Source organism: Kribbella jiaozuonensis (assembly GCF_005233875.1).
Classification (GTDB): Bacteria; Actinomycetota; Actinomycetes; order Propionibacteriales; family Kribbellaceae; genus Kribbella; species Kribbella jiaozuonensis.
On sequence record NZ_SZPZ01000003.1, the window covers coordinates 932,153 to 948,059 of the forward strand.

General features: G+C 66.9%; 20 protein-coding genes. 9 read left to right on the top strand and 11 right to left on the bottom strand.

Annotated features, from left to right (window positions below):
• Window positions 1-66: 66 nt before the first annotated feature.
• Window positions 67-408, bottom strand: a complete 342-nt coding sequence (locus tag FDA38_RS24245) for a TraR/DksA family transcriptional regulator (protein WP_137256357.1) — start codon at window positions 406-408, stop codon at window positions 67-69.
• A gap of 59 nt (window positions 409-467) precedes the next feature.
• Window positions 468-1,391, bottom strand: coding sequence for a phosphotransferase (locus FDA38_RS24250; RefSeq protein ID WP_137256358.1), 924 nt, complete (start codon window positions 1,389-1,391; stop codon window positions 468-470).
• A 63-nt stretch (window positions 1,392-1,454) separates the two neighbouring features.
• Here FDA38_RS24250 and FDA38_RS24255 point away from each other — a divergent pair, with 63 nt between their 5' ends.
• Window positions 1,455-2,009 (top strand): GNAT family N-acetyltransferase, encoded by a 555-nt coding sequence (locus tag FDA38_RS24255; RefSeq protein WP_137256359.1) that lies wholly within the window; start codon window positions 1,455-1,457, stop codon window positions 2,007-2,009.
• Window positions 2,010-2,051: 42 nt separating this feature from the next.
• Entirely contained in the window at window positions 2,052-2,630 is a 579-nt protein-coding gene (locus FDA38_RS24260) for a mycothiol transferase (protein WP_137256360.1), read from the top strand.
• On the opposite strand, the gene FDA38_RS24265 is transcribed toward FDA38_RS24260, so the two are convergent.
• The 5 genes from FDA38_RS24265 to FDA38_RS24280 form a co-directional block, all read right to left on the bottom strand.
• Complete coding sequence (locus tag FDA38_RS24265) at window positions 2,623-4,515, bottom strand: heparinase II/III domain-containing protein (protein ID WP_233714888.1); 1,893 nt, start codon at window positions 4,513-4,515, stop codon at window positions 2,623-2,625. The genes FDA38_RS24260 and FDA38_RS24265 overlap by 8 nt on opposite strands.
• Window positions 4,516-4,746: 231 nt before the next feature.
• Window positions 4,747-5,511, bottom strand: a complete 765-nt coding sequence (locus FDA38_RS24270) for an SGNH/GDSL hydrolase family protein (protein WP_233714889.1) — start codon at window positions 5,509-5,511, stop codon at window positions 4,747-4,749.
• A 49-nt stretch (window positions 5,512-5,560) separates the two neighbouring features.
• Window positions 5,561-6,469 carry an SGNH/GDSL hydrolase family protein gene (locus FDA38_RS24275; RefSeq protein ID WP_233714890.1) on the bottom strand — a complete coding sequence of 303 codons (909 nt, stop codon included), beginning with the start codon at window positions 6,467-6,469 and terminating at the stop codon, window positions 5,561-5,563.
• Window positions 6,470-6,527: 58 nt separating this feature from the next.
• Window positions 6,528-6,662 carry a hypothetical protein gene (locus FDA38_RS43450; protein ID WP_267901759.1) on the bottom strand — a complete coding sequence of 45 codons (135 nt, stop codon included), beginning with the start codon at window positions 6,660-6,662 and terminating at the stop codon, window positions 6,528-6,530.
• 59 nt (window positions 6,663-6,721) lie between these two features.
• Window positions 6,722-7,096 carry a VOC family protein gene (locus FDA38_RS24280; protein WP_137256362.1) on the bottom strand — a complete coding sequence of 125 codons (375 nt, stop codon included), beginning with the start codon at window positions 7,094-7,096 and terminating at the stop codon, window positions 6,722-6,724.
• A 119-nt stretch (window positions 7,097-7,215) separates the two neighbouring features.
• On the opposite strand from FDA38_RS24280, the gene FDA38_RS24285 reads away from it, so the two are divergent.
• Window positions 7,216-7,629, top strand: a complete 414-nt coding sequence (locus FDA38_RS24285) for a VOC family protein (protein ID WP_137256363.1) — start codon at window positions 7,216-7,218, stop codon at window positions 7,627-7,629.
• Between the two features lie 68 nt (window positions 7,630-7,697).
• The gene (locus tag FDA38_RS24290) at window positions 7,698-8,213 is read left to right on the top strand and encodes a DinB family protein (protein WP_137256364.1); all 516 of its coding nucleotides are present in this window, start codon (window positions 7,698-7,700) and stop codon (window positions 8,211-8,213) included.
• On the opposite strand, the gene FDA38_RS24295 is transcribed toward FDA38_RS24290, so the two are convergent.
• Window positions 8,193-8,684, bottom strand: coding sequence for a carboxymuconolactone decarboxylase family protein (locus FDA38_RS24295; protein WP_137256365.1), 492 nt, complete (start codon window positions 8,682-8,684; stop codon window positions 8,193-8,195). The two genes, FDA38_RS24290 and FDA38_RS24295, sit on opposite strands and share 21 nt — an antisense overlap.
• A gap of 162 nt (window positions 8,685-8,846) precedes the next feature.
• Here FDA38_RS24295 and FDA38_RS24300 point away from each other — a divergent pair, with 162 nt between their 5' ends.
• Window positions 8,847-9,731 (top strand): RNA polymerase sigma-70 factor, encoded by an 885-nt coding sequence (locus FDA38_RS24300; protein ID WP_202877799.1) that lies wholly within the window; start codon window positions 8,847-8,849, stop codon window positions 9,729-9,731.
• Here the strand turns inward: FDA38_RS24300 and FDA38_RS24305 are convergent.
• Together FDA38_RS24305 and FDA38_RS42355 are read right to left on the bottom strand one after the other, a co-directional pair.
• Window positions 9,728-10,549, bottom strand: a complete 822-nt coding sequence (locus FDA38_RS24305) for an alpha/beta fold hydrolase (protein WP_137256367.1) — start codon at window positions 10,547-10,549, stop codon at window positions 9,728-9,730. The genes FDA38_RS24300 and FDA38_RS24305 overlap by 4 nt on opposite strands.
• A gap of 114 nt (window positions 10,550-10,663) precedes the next feature.
• Window positions 10,664-10,792, bottom strand: a complete 129-nt coding sequence (locus FDA38_RS42355) for an AraC family transcriptional regulator (protein ID WP_170989849.1) — start codon at window positions 10,790-10,792, stop codon at window positions 10,664-10,666.
• 467 nt (window positions 10,793-11,259) lie between these two features.
• Between FDA38_RS42355 and FDA38_RS24315 the strand changes: the two genes are divergently transcribed.
• Window positions 11,260-11,772: a hypothetical protein gene (locus FDA38_RS24315; RefSeq protein ID WP_137256369.1), complete on the top strand. Its 513-nt coding sequence runs from the start codon at window positions 11,260-11,262 to the stop codon at window positions 11,770-11,772.
• A gap of 582 nt (window positions 11,773-12,354) precedes the next feature.
• Here the strand turns inward: FDA38_RS24315 and FDA38_RS24320 are convergent.
• On the bottom strand, window positions 12,355-13,317 hold the full coding sequence (locus tag FDA38_RS24320) for a 2-hydroxyacid dehydrogenase (protein WP_233714891.1): 963 nt from the start codon (window positions 13,315-13,317) through the stop codon (window positions 12,355-12,357).
• 90 nt (window positions 13,318-13,407) lie between these two features.
• On the opposite strand from FDA38_RS24320, the gene FDA38_RS24325 reads away from it, so the two are divergent.
• From FDA38_RS24325 to FDA38_RS24335, 3 genes are all read left to right on the top strand, one after another.
• Window positions 13,408-14,412 (top strand): magnesium and cobalt transport protein CorA, encoded by a 1,005-nt coding sequence (locus FDA38_RS24325; RefSeq protein ID WP_137256370.1) that lies wholly within the window; start codon window positions 13,408-13,410, stop codon window positions 14,410-14,412.
• A gap of 75 nt (window positions 14,413-14,487) precedes the next feature.
• The gene (locus FDA38_RS24330) at window positions 14,488-15,438 is read left to right on the top strand and encodes a hypothetical protein (RefSeq protein WP_137256371.1); all 951 of its coding nucleotides are present in this window, start codon (window positions 14,488-14,490) and stop codon (window positions 15,436-15,438) included.
• 52 nt (window positions 15,439-15,490) lie between these two features.
• The gene (locus FDA38_RS24335; RefSeq protein WP_137256372.1) at window positions 15,491-15,907 is read left to right on the top strand and encodes a VOC family protein; all 417 of its coding nucleotides are present in this window, start codon (window positions 15,491-15,493) and stop codon (window positions 15,905-15,907) included.

A 15,907-nucleotide genomic window follows, 5' to 3' on the forward strand; every position in this document is an offset into this window, starting at 1 on the left:
CAGGTCAGAGGTCACTCTGAGGCTGGGGGTTCACTCTTTCCGCTGCCCGTGGTGCAGGTTGTGGTGTCACCTGCCCGACGCACAGTCGATGCAGGTGCGGACCACCGGACGCGCTTGAAGCCGCTCTGCCGAGATCGATCGGCCGCAGCGCTCACACGTTGCGTAGGTTCCGGTCGCAACGCGTGCCAGGGCGGCATCGATCTCCGTCAGTGTCCTCTGGGCCTGCTCAGCGAGCGCGCCGAGCTGGGAACGCTCGAACGCAATCGTCGAACCCTCAGGATCGTGCTCGTCGTCGGCGTTGCTGTCGCGCGACGCAGCCACGACCTTGTCGAAGTCCTCGGTCAGGCTCGCCAGGCGCTCGATCGTCCTTTGCCGCTCACGCTCCAGCTGAGCACGCGGGTCGTCCATCCATCAATTCTGACTCGCGGATCCACCTCACCCAACGCACTCCATCCGGCCGTTCGGCCTCACTGCTCTCCGATCAGGTCGAGGAAGAAGAGCATCGAGTAGCTGTCGGTGGGGCTATCTACGTGGGGCAGGTTGGTGAGGTAATCGGCTCCGGTGGCGGCGGTGTAGGTGGCGATGAAGTCGAGGGCGAGGTCGGATTCGCGGGTGGTGAGGGGGCGGGTTGCGGCGTACGCGTCGATGAGTTGGTGGATGCGGGTGGGGTCGGCGTGGTGGTCGGGGGTGCGGGCCCAGGTTTCGGCGATGCGGCCCAGGTCGTAGAGCTGGAAGGACGTCATGCAGTCGTCGAAGTCGATGAGGGCGGTGATGTCGCCGGTCTGGTCGAGGAGGAGGTTGACGGCGCTGATGTCGTTGTGGACCAGGCCTTGGCGGAGGCCGGCTGGGTTGGCGTAGACGGCCGCGATCTTCTCCTGCAGGACAGTCAGGTGATGGGTCGCATCTCGAAGGACGGGGAGATCGGCGTACGGCGAGCGGAGGAAGCGCTGGATGCGCTCGAGGGGATCGAGTCGCGTGGTCCGTTGGCCGGGGAAGGTTTGGTCTGCGGTCAGGGTGTGCAGCTGGGCAGCGAGTGCTGCGGCGGCGCGGCCGAGTTGCAGGTCGGGTGAGAAGTAGCCGTCGATCAGGTCGGTCGGATGTGTGCCGGCGGCGTACGCGAAGAGCGCTGCGGGGCGGTCGTCGATCCAACCCCACAGAGATCCGTCGTCGGCCGCGATCGGAGCAGGCGTTGGGAATCCGCGACGCGCGAGGAACTCGGTCGCAGCCAGCTCATACTCCACCTCGGCAGCAGTACTGGAGCTGTAGCTCCGGGCAACAAAGGCGCCGTCGACCAGCCAGCTGCGGTTCTTTTCGCCGCCGAGAAGGGGTACGACGTCAAGCGCGTCAAGGCCCCACCCGCGAAGGAAGTCGGTCAGGTCCGAGGCGCCCATGGTGCCCGACCCTTCCACGGCCGACCAGCGAGCGCGACCGGATTCCCGTGGTTGAATGCGTCGATGGAGGTCCACCCCGTTGACCAGGAGCGATGGGACGACCTGGTCGAGCTCTTCGGACCCAGCGGCGGCACGCGCGGATGCTGGTGCATGGCGCGCCGCTTGCCCCCTCGCGAGTTCGCCGGCAACGAGAAGAACCGCGCCGCCCTCGAGCGCTTCGTCCAAGCAGGCATGCCCGTAGGCCTCATCGGGTACGTCGACCAGCGCCCGGCCGCCTGGTGTGCAGTGGCGCCGCGGCCGGAGTACCACGCGATCGTCCACTCACGCGTCCTGCCGATCGACGACCCGGACGACGACTCGATCTGGGCGATCAACTGCCTCTTCGTCAAGGCCGGCTACCGCCGCCGCGGCCTGACGTGGCCGATGATCGAAGCAGCCGTCGAATACGCCCGCACGGAAGGCGCCCGCCTGATCGAGGCCTACCCGGTCAAGACCATGCCCGCCGACCCGGGCCGCGGCGTCCTGACCACCTTCCTCGACGCCGGCTTCACGCCGTACGCCGAGAACCGCACCCGGGCGATGCACAACGTCGTCGTCCGCCGAAACCTTGCTGATTAGTTCCGGAAGGGGAGCGTCCGGAATGGGGTTTACGGTGCTGCCATGGCTGAGAATGAGTGGGTTTCGCCGTGGTGGGAACCGCCGATCGCGGGGACCGATGCCGAGCATCTGGTCGGCGCGTTGGATCGGTTGCGTGCGACCTTCCGGTACAAGGTGGACGACCTGGATGCCGACGGGCTGAACACGCGGATCGGCGCCTCGTCGATCACGCTCGGCGGGTTGATGAAGCATCTCGCGGCGAACGAGGACTACATGTTCAACGTGAAGTTCCGCGGGCTGCCGATGGACGGGCCGTGGGTGCAGAACGGCTGGCGCGACGACAACGACTGGGAGTTCGACTCCGCTGTCGACAACACCCCGGAAGAGCTGTATGCCCTGTGGGACGGCGCCGTTGAGCGTTCCCGCCAGACGTTGGCCACGGCCATCGCGGACGGCGGACTCGACCAGCCGGCCGACATCAGCTGGCCGGACGGGCAGCACGCGAGCCTCCGCCGCCTGGTCTGCGACCTGATCGAGGAGTACGGCCGCCACACCGGCCACGCCGACCTCATCCGCGAGGCCGTCGACGGGCGGGTCGGCGAGGACCCGCCCAGCGACTGGAAGCCCAAGAGCACTACTTGATCCGCTGCAGGGTCCCGTCTGCGGAGACGGCGATGACCGTGGTCACCCCGTCCACCTTCAGGTTGACCAGCATGCGGGACCCCTGCTGCGAAGTGGTGTAGCTGACCACGGCATTGGTGCGGGTCGGCGCGATCACCGACAAGATGGTCGCGTCATGCCCGGCCCGGTTGAACTTCACCACCGGCGCCGCAACCCGCTTGTCGATCGTCGCGTAGTGCCACCCCTGGATCGGATCCTGCGAACCGGAGACCACCTCGATCGGCGTCGTCTGCTGCTGGAACGGGATCTGCAGCAGCGTCGTCTTCACCCGATCGCCCGGCTTGACCGCCACCGCGCGGTCGTTGCTGCTGACAACCACCTTCTGATCCGACGGCAGGTGCCAGAGCGTCGAGTAATCCTGATCCGAAGCAGACGTCCCGCGGTCCAGCACCACCATCAGGTCCGGATCCTTCAGCACGAGTACGCCGCGGGTCCGGTCGAGGCCGGCGCCGAGCGAGTCGTGCAGCTCGTAGAACTCGGACGTCGCGCCGATCGACGACCGCGTCAGCTTGGTCTCCGGGTGCCCGGTCGCCGACTTCACCGTCAGCTCGTTGTGCGCGAACTGGCTCTTCGCCCAGAACCGCCAGTCGTCCACCTTGTACCCGGCATGCCCGCCGTCGATCAGGATGTCCCGCCCGTGCGACGTGTACGTGACGGAGGTGTGGTCGTTGTGCCCGTGCAGCTTCTGCGACGGCCCGAACCGGATGCTGTACGTCGACTCCTGCGTGAACGGCCGCTTCTCGCCCCACCCGGTCCGCCCGAAGATGTACCCGGCGTCGAAGATCCCGATCCGCTGCGTCGGCCGGATCCCCTGCTTGCCGAGCGTCCCGGCGTACTCGAGAACGGTCCCGGGAACGGGTGACGTCCGCACGACCTCGGAGTCGCCCAGCTGCGGCAGGTTCCCGAGCGAGTTCGTCGCGAGCGCGAGCCATTTCGCCAGTTCCCGGCGCCGCGCGATGATCGTCGTACCCGGATCGACCCCGCACTTCCGCAGTACGTCGATCGCCCGTCCCCAGAGCGTGTAGTTGAACTGCGCGTACGCCGTCGACTGCTCGTTCGTGGACCCCTGCGTGTCGATCGAGGTCTTGATCGCACTCGTCAGCCGATCGGACGCGATCTTCTTCAGATCGTTCCGCTGCAGCGTGCAGCCGATCCCGAACAGCGCCAGGCTCTCGTCGGTACCGTGGTTCCAGTCGCCGCTGTAGTTCTTCTGCAGGAACCACGCGTGCTCCATCAGCGCATCGTCCAGCCACGTGTACGTCAGCGGGAGCTTGACCACATGCAACCCGGACAGCACCGCCTGCCGCAGGCAGATCAGCACGTTGGTGCGGTGCATCGTCGACTCGTACGCGCCGACGTCGGACTTCCACGAGTACGGGTTGTCGTTGACCCAGTCGCGCGCGATGTTGCTGACCCGCTGCAGCGCACGCTTGTCGCCGCGCGCGCCGGCCTCGATTCCTTGCCCCAGCCAACGAAGTGAGTGCAGCCACATGTACCAGCTCGGGTTCTTGTCCGGGTTGATCCGCCAGTTGATGTTCCCCTTGCCGTCACCGACCTTCGTCGGCGGCGTCGTACCCCAGGTGAACTTGTCCTGGTACAGGTTCGCGACCGGGTTCGTGTGGTCGATCCCGCTGTATGCCGGGCACGTGTAGGTGTTCTGTTTCGCCGGGGTCGGCGGTGCGGTCGGCGGTTCGGGGGTGTGACTCACGGTCGGGTCCGGGGCCGCCTCCGGCTCGGAGCCGCCCCACGGGATCACCAGTACGGCGGCCAGTACGGCGGCGCTGACCAGCAACGGGATCATCAGCCGGAGCGTCGTTCTGGACGTGCGCAGATGTCTCGCGGGCATCGTTGGTCCTCCCCACATGCTTCACGCATGCCTCTTCTGGCCTAGACCTGAATTCGGGTAGGGCGCTCCCCGGGAAAAATGGTCAGGGTGTGTGTGGCGGCGTACTCAGGAAACGTTCGGCGGACCGTCAAAGGTTGCGGTCGGCATCCTCTGTCTAATAGATGTTTTGAGGGGGGTAAAAAGTTGCGTCGGATCGGCCACTCCGGTTCGGCGTTGCCCGGAAGGGCAGTGTCAGCCGCGCCGGATCGCCTGCAGAATCAGGGCATTCCGCGCGTTCTGACCGGCCGGCACGGTGGTGTGCCGGCCGTCACGCAGGTCGGTGTGGATCCGGTCGGGACGCGCGGCAAGGAATTCGGCCCACGGCACGATCCGCAGATTCGGGTGATGTGAGACCGCCTGCTCCAGTTGGAGATCGATCCATTCGCTGTTGCGTTGATCGGCGACCTGGACAGACGGCGGCTCGTCGGTGCGGGAGACCTGGACGTTGACCCAGTACACGGTCCGGCCCGGGCCGGCGATCCGGAGTGCGCGCTCGACCTGCCCGGCGAACGCGGGCGGATCGAAGATGTCGTTCGACCCGACCGCCATCACGATCCGCTTCGGCAGGCCGTACGTATGCGCCCAGGAGGCCATCGCGTCGACGGCGGCCGAGGTCGGCTGGCCGGACCAGCTGTACTCCGCGAACGTCGTACCCAGCTGTTGTCCGAGAAGCCGGCCGAGTGCTTCGCCGTCCTGTACGGCGATGCTGTCGCCGAACAGCACGACGCCGTTCGTCGAGACGACGTGGCGGACGTGGGCGCTGCTGGAGATGACGCGGTTGTTCCCCTGCCAGGAACCGAGCGTGCCGGATCCGTAGCTTCCTGTGCTGATGGCAGAAGTGGTCGTCTTCGCATGTGCGGCCGGGGCGTCGAAGTGCAGGAGCGCCAGGAGGAACGCGGTCAGGACCACGATGATGGCGGCTGAGGTCGACCAACCTCGGATGCTGGTGCGTGACATGGCTCGTCCCTCCCGTACTGCGGACGCGGAGGGAGATCCGGAGGTTGTCCTACGGCCCGCTCTTGATCGCTTCGGCGATCAGTTCGTTGCGGGCGCTGCCGCCGAGCGGCTCGCTGGTGTGCACGCCGTCGCGCAGGTACGGCGTGGGCCCGTTCGGCCGGGAGGTGAGGAACGAGGACCAGTCGATGATCCGCAGGTTCGGGTGGACGGCTGCCGCCTCGTTGAGCTCCTGGTTGACCCAGGCGCTGTTCGCGAGATCCGCGTCCCGTACGGCGGCCGGCTGCTTCGTGCGGCTGACGTACACGTTCACCCAGTACACGGTCCGATCCGGCCCGGCGATCTTCATCGCGCGCTCGACCTGGGCGGCGAACGCGGGCGGGTCGAAGATGTCGTTCGTACCGACTGCCATCACGATCCGCCGGGGCAGACCGTAGTCACGCGACCACTCCTCGAGTGCGTCGACCGCAGCCGAGGCCGGCTGACCGGACCAGTCGTGGAAGGCGATCGAGTCGCCGGTGCTGTCCGCGAGCCGGCGTTCGAGGGCCGCGCTGTCCTGTACGGCGATGCTGTCGCCGAACAGGAAGATGCCGTCGAACGTGAGCGTGTCGCGGATCTGGTCCTCGGGCGAGATCCGCCGGATCAGGTCCTGCCACGGGCCCAGCGTGCCCGAGCCGTACAGGCCGGGGCCTTTCGTCGGCACGCTGTACGAGCCGGTGCCGTCGGCCGTGGTGTCGGCATCGGTGGTCCGCGGCTCGAGTACGACGAGCGCGCCGGCGAGGACCGCCAGTACCACCAGGGTGACGAAGATCGAGGCGACTGACCCGAGGAACGCCCGGAGTATCGATACACGCTCGTGCTGCGGATGGTTTTGGGCCTGTTTCAGCGTGCCGACACCCCCCAGCTTGAGTCGTCGTCTCCGCGCCGCGACATGTCGCGGCGCGCCCCGAACCTGGTGCATCCCCCCGGCCCCCCACTTACTAAACGCCTCAGACCACCCGATTGGTTGCATCGAGCGGTCAGTGCTTCAGCGTGTACCCCTCACCCGTCAGACGAGCCCGCAGGTCCTTGACCTCGTCCCGCCGCAGGCCGCGCCGCCGAGGTTCCCCGTCCTCGGCAGCCTGCTTCTTCTTCCTCCGCCACCACCACTTCATTCCCTAAGCATCCCTGAAGATCCGACCCACGCATAGGTTTCTGGCTAGACCGGATGGAGTCAGCCGGCGCGTTCCGCCTCGCTCCGCTCCACACAGAATTCGTTGCCCTCGGGGTCCCTCATGGTGACCCAGCCGCGGCCGTCGGGCATCCGGTGGTCCTCGTGGATCGTGCCGCCAAGGGAGAGGATGCGTTCGACCTCTTCGTTGCGGGTGCGCTCGGTCGGGCCCCAGTCGAGGTGCACGCGGTTCTTCACGGTCTTGCCTTCCGGTACTGCGATGAACAGCAGCCCGGGGACCGGCGCGGGCGCCACCACCAGCACCTCGTCGTCGCCCGGCACGTCCCCGTCGGCGACCGGCCAGCCGGTGACAGTACTCCAGAATTGCGCGAGCTCGTAGGGGTTGCCGGCATCGATGGTGATGTGTCGCAGGATCATGCCGAGACCTTAACCGGATGGCCGGGTTCGAAGGGTCGCGGACTGTCGGCGGCCGGGTTTACTGTGCGGGCATGAGCGCCGTACCAGAGGGTCCGGCCGTTGGGGGAAGGAAAGATTCGATGGCATCCCGGCTCAATCCGTACATTCAATTCAAGAGCGAAGCCCGTCCGGCGATGGAGTTCTACCAGGGAGTCTTCGGCGGTGAGGTGGCCCAGAACACCTTCAAGGAGTTCGGTTCGGGCCACGGCCCCGAGGACGACGACCTGCTGATGCACGCCCAGCTCGAGACTCCGAGCGGGTTCACGCTGATGGCGGCCGACACCCCGCAGGGCATGCCGTACAACCCGGGCGACAACATCTCGATCAGCCTGAGCGGTGACGGCGACGAGCTGCGCGGGTATTACGAGAAGCTGTCCGCCGACGGCGGCAAGGTGACGGTCCCGCTGGAGAAGCAGATGTGGGGCGACGAGTTCGGCATGGTGACCGACAAGTTCGGCGTCAACTGGATGGTGAACATCGCCGCCAGCAGCTGACGGCCCGCGCCGCGCCCGGGGTGAAATCCAGTACCCCGGGCGGGGCCGGCGCGGCTAGCTTGGCCCGCATGGGACTCAACGACCTGCTGTACGACCCCATCCGGCACAACAACTGGGCGACCGGGAGCCTGATCCGGTTCTGCGCGGACCAGAAACTCACGGCCGAGCAGCTGGAGATCACCGGCGTCGGCACGTTCGGCGGCATTCTCGCGACCCTCGACCACATCGTCCGGTGCGACGGCGGCTACCTGCGCCGGATCGTGGACCGGCCGCTCGACTACGTCGACAGCGACCCCGCGACCGACCTCGAGACCCTCGCGGGCTGGAACGCCGAGGCCGGCGCGCTGTGGGAGGTGTTCCTGACCCAGCCGATCGACGTCGAACGCGTGATCATCGTCGACAACAACACCCGCGGCACCCGGGTCGGCATCTTCATCGCCCAGGCGATCAACCACGCCAACCACCACCGCGAACAGGTCTGCGCCATCCTCACCGGCCTCGGCATCGAACCACCCGACATCCAGGCCTGGGAATACGCCTGGCAGACCGAGCGGATCTGGGACCTAGCCGTTGATGGCAGCTGACATCAGGCCTGGCTCGTAGGAGCCGCCGGCCTGGTTGAACGTCACGGCCATCCGGTTGGTGGCGTTGATCATCGCGATCAGCGTCACCAGCGCGATCAGCTGGTTGTCGTCGTAGTACTTCGCGGCCCGGGCCCAGGTCTCGTCGGTGACACCCTCGGAGGCGTCGGCGAGCCGGGTCGCCTCCTCGGTGAGCGCCAGCGCGGCCTGCTCCTCCTCGGTGAAGACCGTCGAGTGCCGCCACCCGGCGACCAGGTTGAGGCGGGTCGTGGTCTCGCCCTCGGCCGCGGCCTCCTTGGCGTGAATGTCGATGCAGTGCCCGCAGCCGTTGATCTGGCTGGCCCGGAGCATCACCAGGTTCTGCGTCGCGTGCGGCAGGCCGGTCTGCTGAAGCAGGTTGTGTACCGCGAACAGCCGCTTGGCCAGCTTCGCTCCGAGCTCGTTCTGCATCACGTCGATACGGGGTTCGGTCATCATCGTCCTCATTCATGAGATCTACTGGATGACCACGAGATGCCGCCGGCCCGGCCGCCGTGACGATCCCAGGACGTGACGAGCGCCATACCGGACTTTGTGTCACAGAAGTCCGGTGAGCGGCATCTGATGGCGATACCCGCGCGCACTAGGAGTCCAGCCATGACCGGTACCGACAAAGCCACCGAGGCTTTCGTTGCCCATCGCAACCTCCTGTTCACGGTCGCCTACGAGCTCCTCGGCTCGGCCGCAGACGCCGAGGACGTTCTCCAGGAGACCTGGCTGCGTTGGGTCGGCGTCGACCTCGACACGGTCCTGGACCAGCGCGCGTACCTGGTCCGCATCGCCAGCCGCCAGGCCCTCCAGCGCCTCCGCACCCTCGGCCGCCGCAAGGAGTCGTACGTCGGCCCGTGGCTGCCCGAGCCGCTCCTCACCGCCCCCGATGTCGCCGATGACGTGGAGCTCGCCGACAGCGTCTCGATGGCAATGCTGCTGGTCCTCGAAACGCTCAAGCCCACCGAGCGCGCCGTCTTCGTCCTCCGCGAGGTCTTCGGCCTCGAGTACGACGAGATCGCCGAGGCCGTCGACAAGAAACCGGACGCCGTCCGCCAGATAGCCCACCGAGCCCGCTCTCATGTGGCCGCGCGCCGCCCGGCCGGCCCGGTCAGCCCCACCGAGACCCGCAAGGCCCTGGCCGCCTTCCAACGAGCCATCGAGACCGGTGACCTCCAAAGCCTGGTCGACATCCTCGCCCCCGACGTCGTCTTCCTCGGCGACGGTGGCGGCGTGGTCCAGGCCGTCCAGCGCCCGGTCGTCGGCGCCGACAAGGTGGCCCGCCTCCTCGCCGCCGCCGTGGACCACCTGACCGAAGCCACCCTGGAACTCACCCAGATCAACGGCCAACCGGCCCTGATCCTCCGCTTCGACGGCGAGATCGACACCGTCACCGCCCTGAGGATCGACCACGGCCAGATCACCGGCCTCTACTCGGTCCGCAACCCGTCGAAGCTCTCCCACCTGACCGAGGAGGTCCCCCTCACCCGCTAGCCCTGGATGAAGGCCAGCAAGTCGGCGTTGATGACGTCCGCGTGGGTGGTCGGCATCCCGTGCGGGTAGCCGGTGTACGTCTTGAGTGTGCCGTTCGCGACGAGCTCGGCCGCCCGCGGCGCGGTGGTGGCAGGATTGACGACCTGGTCGTCCTCACCGTGCAGCACCAGCACCGGCACGCTGATCTTCTTCAGGTCCTCGGTGAAGTCCTCGCAGAACGCGGCGATCTCGTCGTACTCCGCCTTCGCCGCGCCCGTCATCGCCTGCCGCCACCAGTTCTGGATGACGGCCTCGGACGGCTCGGCGTCAGGCCGGTTGAAGCCGTAGAACGGCCCCGACGCCACCGCGCGGAAGAACTCGGAGCGGTGCCCGGCCAGTTGCGCCTGGAAGTCGTCAAAGACGCCCTTGGGCAGCCCGTCCGGCCGGCCCTCCGCGGCCATCACGTACGGCGTGACCGCGCTGGTCAGCACGACTTTCGCGACCCTGCCCTCGCCGTGGCGACTGGCATAGCGAGCCACCTCGCCGCCACCGGCTGAATGCCCGATGTGGACGGCGTCGTGCAGATCGAGGTGTGCGGTCAGAGCGGCGAGGTCGTCGGCGTAGTGGTCCATGTCGTGGCCGTCGCCGACCTGCTCGGAGCGGCCGTGACCGCGGCGGTCGTGGGCGATCACCCGGTAGCCGTTCGCGAGGAAGAACATCAGTTGGGCGTCCCAGTCGTCGGCCGACAGCGGCCAGCCGTGGCTGAAGACGATCGGCCGGCCGGTACCCCAGTCCTTGTAGAAGATCTCGACGCCGTCGGTGGTCGTGATGGTGGGCATGGTGTGTTCGCCTTCCCTGCGAGCCGGTTGCTTCCGTGGATCAGCACACCCGACGCGGGCGTCCCGCAGTACCGCGATCCTGCCGGGCAATGACGCAATCCCGCCGGGATCGGGTCAGTGCACCTCGTCGCGGTGGTTGAGCTCGCTGAAGTACGTGCCCGGTGTCATCCCGTAGCGCGTACGGAACTCCTTGATGAAATGCGAGACGTTCGTGTAACCGACATGCCGCGACACCTTGGCCACTCCGCACCCGAGACATCTTCGGCTGGTCCCTACCCCGCTCAAACGACTGGCTCCTGACCCGCGTAACCACCGCAGTCCTACGCCCCGAGCGGAAGCTGTAGTAACGCCTCGCGCAAGATGGCCGGACAATCGAGCGGCCAGGGGACGCAGGGAAACCGCCTACCTCTCATGATGCCGCTGCCGACGGCCAATTTGGCGGCTAGGCGGTTGGGTATCGCTTCTTCGCAGATTGTGCGCGTGGCTTGCGGTGCGACTTGATTCCCAGAAGCCATCGACAAGCGCAGCCGCGCGGTCAAGCCGGTGTCGTTGCGGGTACTTGGACGATGGTCGGCCGCCTGCTTGATCGGCGAGGCGACGGCGTGTCAGGAATCCTCAGGAAGTTCTTCGATCCGACTCATGCGGCGGCTAGGAGCAGTCCTTAGCATCAGAAGCGACACATCGCCACACAGTCAATTGGGGGCCCGGCGATGACGAACGACACGCAGATTCGCCAGCCGGGAAGGCTGGCTGGAAGTCGCCGCCGCATCACCCACGCCGTTGGGCGCGTTGAGCGCTGGCAGACAATTCTGGTCGCCCTCATTGGTTCCTGCGCAACTATTGCTGTTGCTGTCATTGGAGTAGCTGCTAGTGCAGCGGGAGGCGAATCCCAATCGGGCAGAGACCGTATCAGTGTGGATACGGTTTCGTTCTCTGAACACGGCGGAGCCTGGCAGATAGAAATGCGCGGGACGTACAAATCTTCCCGAGCAGACGGCTACCTGCTCGCGATCGCGATACTCCGGGTCTCGGGAGGTAGGACTCAATGGTTCGTCTCTGAGCCCATCGAACCAGACCAGGATGGACGCTGGGTCGCCCGGATTCTCCTAGCGGCCCATCGCCAATCCGTAACCGTGCTGGCTTTTGTTCCCAGCGGCGGCTGCGCGCCAGGCAATGTCTGCGGTGCAAACCCCGAAGCTCTCCGGCAGGCGCTGGAGAACTGACGAGCACGCATGACGGAGCAGGGACATTGGCAACACATCGATGCATACGGGCGCGAAATGCGCCCATGGGCGAAACCTTCAGCGTTGGCTCCAAGGCCGGGGCTCAAAGGACTCGCAAGGAAGCGTTCATCGATCCGAGCCACCGACTTCTTCAGCCTTCGCTGGTGTGCAACTCCTCAAGCTGCCGAGTCCCGGCGCGTCTGCGGGAGCTGGGTCGTCGCACATTCAGGGGCATAGCAGCAGCTCCGCATCATAGGACCCGCGCTGATCCCACGTCACGACGTCGGCTGGCGCGGCTCGCAGATGTGGCTTGATCGCCCACCGCGCTGGCGACCCGGTCCACGCTGCAGCGGTCAGCTAGGCACAAGCCTCGCCGCCGCGTGGCTTGGCCGACGGGCGCTGGCCCTGTAGTCACCGCGCGATAAGCGCGCACTTGCGGGCGGTAGCCCCCACGTCCGGCGATAGCCGGACGGGATGCACCGGCGATGAGCCGGGGGGGCGGGTGGGTGCGTGCGGAGCGGCCGCGGTGAGGAGCGGAGCGACGAGGAGAGCGGCTGCGTAGCACGCGGGGGTGAACCCCAGTCAGTTGACCAGGTCGGTGGATTCGGGGACGGGGGTGAGGGGGGTGCCGTCCGAGAGCCAGTGGCGGATGTTGTCGACTACGAGGTTGGCCATGGCGGTGCGGGTGGGGATGGTGGCGGAGCCTACGTGGGGGAGGAGGACGGCGTTGGGGAGGGTGAGGAGGTCGGGGTGGACCTTGGGCTCGTGTTCGAACACGTCTAGGCCGGCGTACAGGATCGTGTTGGTGCGGAGGGCGTCGACCAGAGCCTGTTCGTCGACGACTGTGCCGCGGGCTACGTTGATGAGGATGCCGTCGGCGCCCAGCGCCTTGAGGACCGAGGCGTCGACCAGGTGGCGTGTGCTGTCGCCGCCGGGGATGACGATCATCAGGATGTCTACGTCGGCGGCCATTTCGGTCAGCGACGCGTAGTACGGATAGTCGACGCCCTTCGGGTGACGGTTGTGGTAGGCAACGGATACGCCGAAGGGCTGGACGCGGTCGGCGATGGCCTGGCCGATGCGGCCGAGGCCGAGGATGCCCATCCGGCGACCGTGCAACGTTGCCGGCGTCAACGGATACGGGCGACCGTCAGCCCACTTGCCTTCGCGGAGGTATTGCTCGGCCCGCCCCAGCTCGCGGACCGTCATCAGCAACAGACCGAGCGCTGTGTCGGCAACCTCGTCATCCAGCACCCCAGGCGTATTCGTGACCACGACCCCACGTGCAGCTGCGGCACTCGCGTCGATCCGGTCGTACCCGACGCCGAAGCTCGCAACCAGCCGTACGGCGGGAAGCCCGTCGAGGAACGGACCGTCGATCGTCGTACCACCGGTGGCGACGGCAACGATCTCGTCCCGCCGGGCCGCGAGTACGGCGTCCGGGTCGCTCTCCTCCCAGAGCCGGATCAGCTCGCAGTGGTCACCGAGACCCTCGGCGACGGCGGGATGCATCGGGCCTGGCATCAGTACGACCGGTTGTCCCACGGTTTCTCCTCACGGATGTTCACCACCGCTTTCCCGGCCAACCCTATTTCCTATCGGCGTCGAGTACGACGATCGGGGGAGGAGGTCACCATGATCATCGACTGCGCTTACTACCGGGACGGACGCCGCCAGCACGTCGAGGCGATGTCGGTCGAGGATGCTGCTGCCCACTGCCAGCAGGGTGGGTTCGTCTGGCTGGGCATGTACGAGCCCACCGCCGAGGAACTCGCCCAGGCGAGGGAGAGCTTCGGCCTGCACGAGCTGGCCGTCGAGGACGCGCAGACCTTCCATCTCCGGCCCAAGGTCGAGCCGTACGCCGGTGACGTGGAGCTCGTCATCCTCCGGACCGCCCGGTACGACGACGAGCGCAAGGAGGTCGACTTCGGCGAGGTGAGCGTCTTCGTCGGGCCGTCGTTCGTGATCACCGTCCGTCAAGGTGTCGCCAGCGATCTGCACGGAGCACGGATCCGCCTCGAGCAACGCCCCGAACTCCTGGAGTGCGGCACGAGCTCGGTCCTCTGGGCGATCCTCGACCAGGTCGTGGACAGCTACGGTCCCGTCGTCGCCGAACTCGAACGCGACATCGAGCGCGTCGAGCAGACCGTCTTCGCCGGCTCCGTCGCGCCGACCGAGCAGATCTACTTCCTCCGTCGTGAGGTCACCGACTTCTACCGGGCCGTCCACCCGCTGCTCGCCGTACTCGCGACGATCGAACGGGGCTCCCGCGACACCGCGCTCCTGCCGTACTTCCGCGACGTCCACGACCATCTCGTCCTAGTGAACGAGGAAGTCGCCGCTCAGCGCGATCTCCTCGCGACCGTCCTGGAGGCGAACATGGCGGTGATCGGCGTCGAGCAGACCAAGATCAGCGTCCGGCAGAACGCGTCGATGGAACAGCTCACCAAGCTGGCCACGGTCTTCCTGCCATTGACCTTCCTGACCGGGTTCTTCGGGCAGAACTTCGGCTGGCTGGTCGACCACATCAGCGCCGAGTGGGACTTCCTCGTACTGGGCATCGGCGGGCTCGTGGTGCCCTGTATCGCGCTCGCGATCTGGTTCCGCCGCCAACGAACAGCCCGACGGCAAGCTGCCTGACGCATCAGATTCACGCGGCGTTCCAACGGTGAAACGAGGGTCGTGGAGCAGGATCCATCCCCTCGGAGGTTGTGAATGCGAAAGCTCCCCGCCCTCATCGTCGCGACGACAATCCTGGCCGCCGTCGCGCTCCCGCCCGCCTCGGCCGCGCTCCCGGCCGACCAGATCCATACCAAACAGTATGGTACGGCGGCCGTCGCCGAGCCGCCGACGTACGACGCCACCCCGCTGAAGTCGTACGCCGCATTCGACGCGAACCAGGCCGTCGCCGTCGACGCGAAGTACTTCTACGCGGTCAACAACACCACGATCACCAAGCACGACCGCCGTACCGGTGAACCGCTGCTGCAGTTCGCCGGCGACGAGGATGGCCCGTTCATCCACATGGACAGCGGAATGGTCCTCGGCAACAAGCTGTACGCCGTCCACTCGAACTACTCGGACTGGCCGATGGAGAGTTCGATCGAGGTGTTCGACACCAAGACGATGCGGCACATCGACTCGTACTCGTTCGGCATCTACCGTGGCTCGCTCACCTGGCTGGACCGGCACGACGGCGCGTGGTGGGCCGGGTTCGCCAACTACGACGACGTGTCGGACCAGACCGGCGAGCCGTACGGCCAGACGTACAACACCCAGATCGTGAAGCTCAACGACAAGTTCGAGCCGCTCGCGTCGTACACGATCCCGAAGCAGATCCTGGACCGCTTCAAGCCGATGTCGAACTCGGGCGGCTCGTGGGGTCCGGACGGCCGGCTCTGGCTGACCGGTCACGACCTCGGCGAGGCGTACGTGATGGAACTGCCGACGGCGGGCTCGGAGCTGCGCTGGATCGCGACGGTCAACCTGCCCGACGTACAGGGGCAGGGCATCGCGTGGGACCGCTCGGACCCGCGGCACCCGACGTTCTGGGCAATCAGCCGGCCGAACCGGTTGGTGCACACGTTCTCGATGCCGATCAGCTCGATCAAGACGCCGACTGCGAAAGGCTGGTCGGTCCTCGGCCCGGGCCAGTTCCGGAAGTAATCGAGTGGGGTAGCGGACGGTTCCTGTCCGCTACCCCGTCGATGCTGGAGGTATGACCAACACAGCGACATTCCACGCGTACTTCGGTTACCGCGACGCCCCCGCCGCACTGCGCTGGCTGGAGAAGGCCTACGGGTTCGAAACCACCATGGAGATCCCGGACGACAAGGGCGGCATCATGCACGCCGAGATGCGGTACGGCGGGGTCGCATTCACGCTCTTCACCGACGAGGCGGCGTACGACCGACCGGTGCGCAAGGGCGACACGGTCGGCCACGGGATGTACGTCGCGTTCGACACGCAGGACGAGGTCGACGCGGTGTATGCGACTGCGACCGCCGCCGGCGCCGAGTCCGTCTGGACCCCTGAGTTGTCGGAGTGGGGCAACTACCGCTGCCGCGTCGCCGACCCCGAAGGCTACGAATGGACGTTCGGCACCCACCGCCCAGGTCTGCCTGCCGCCTGGTAG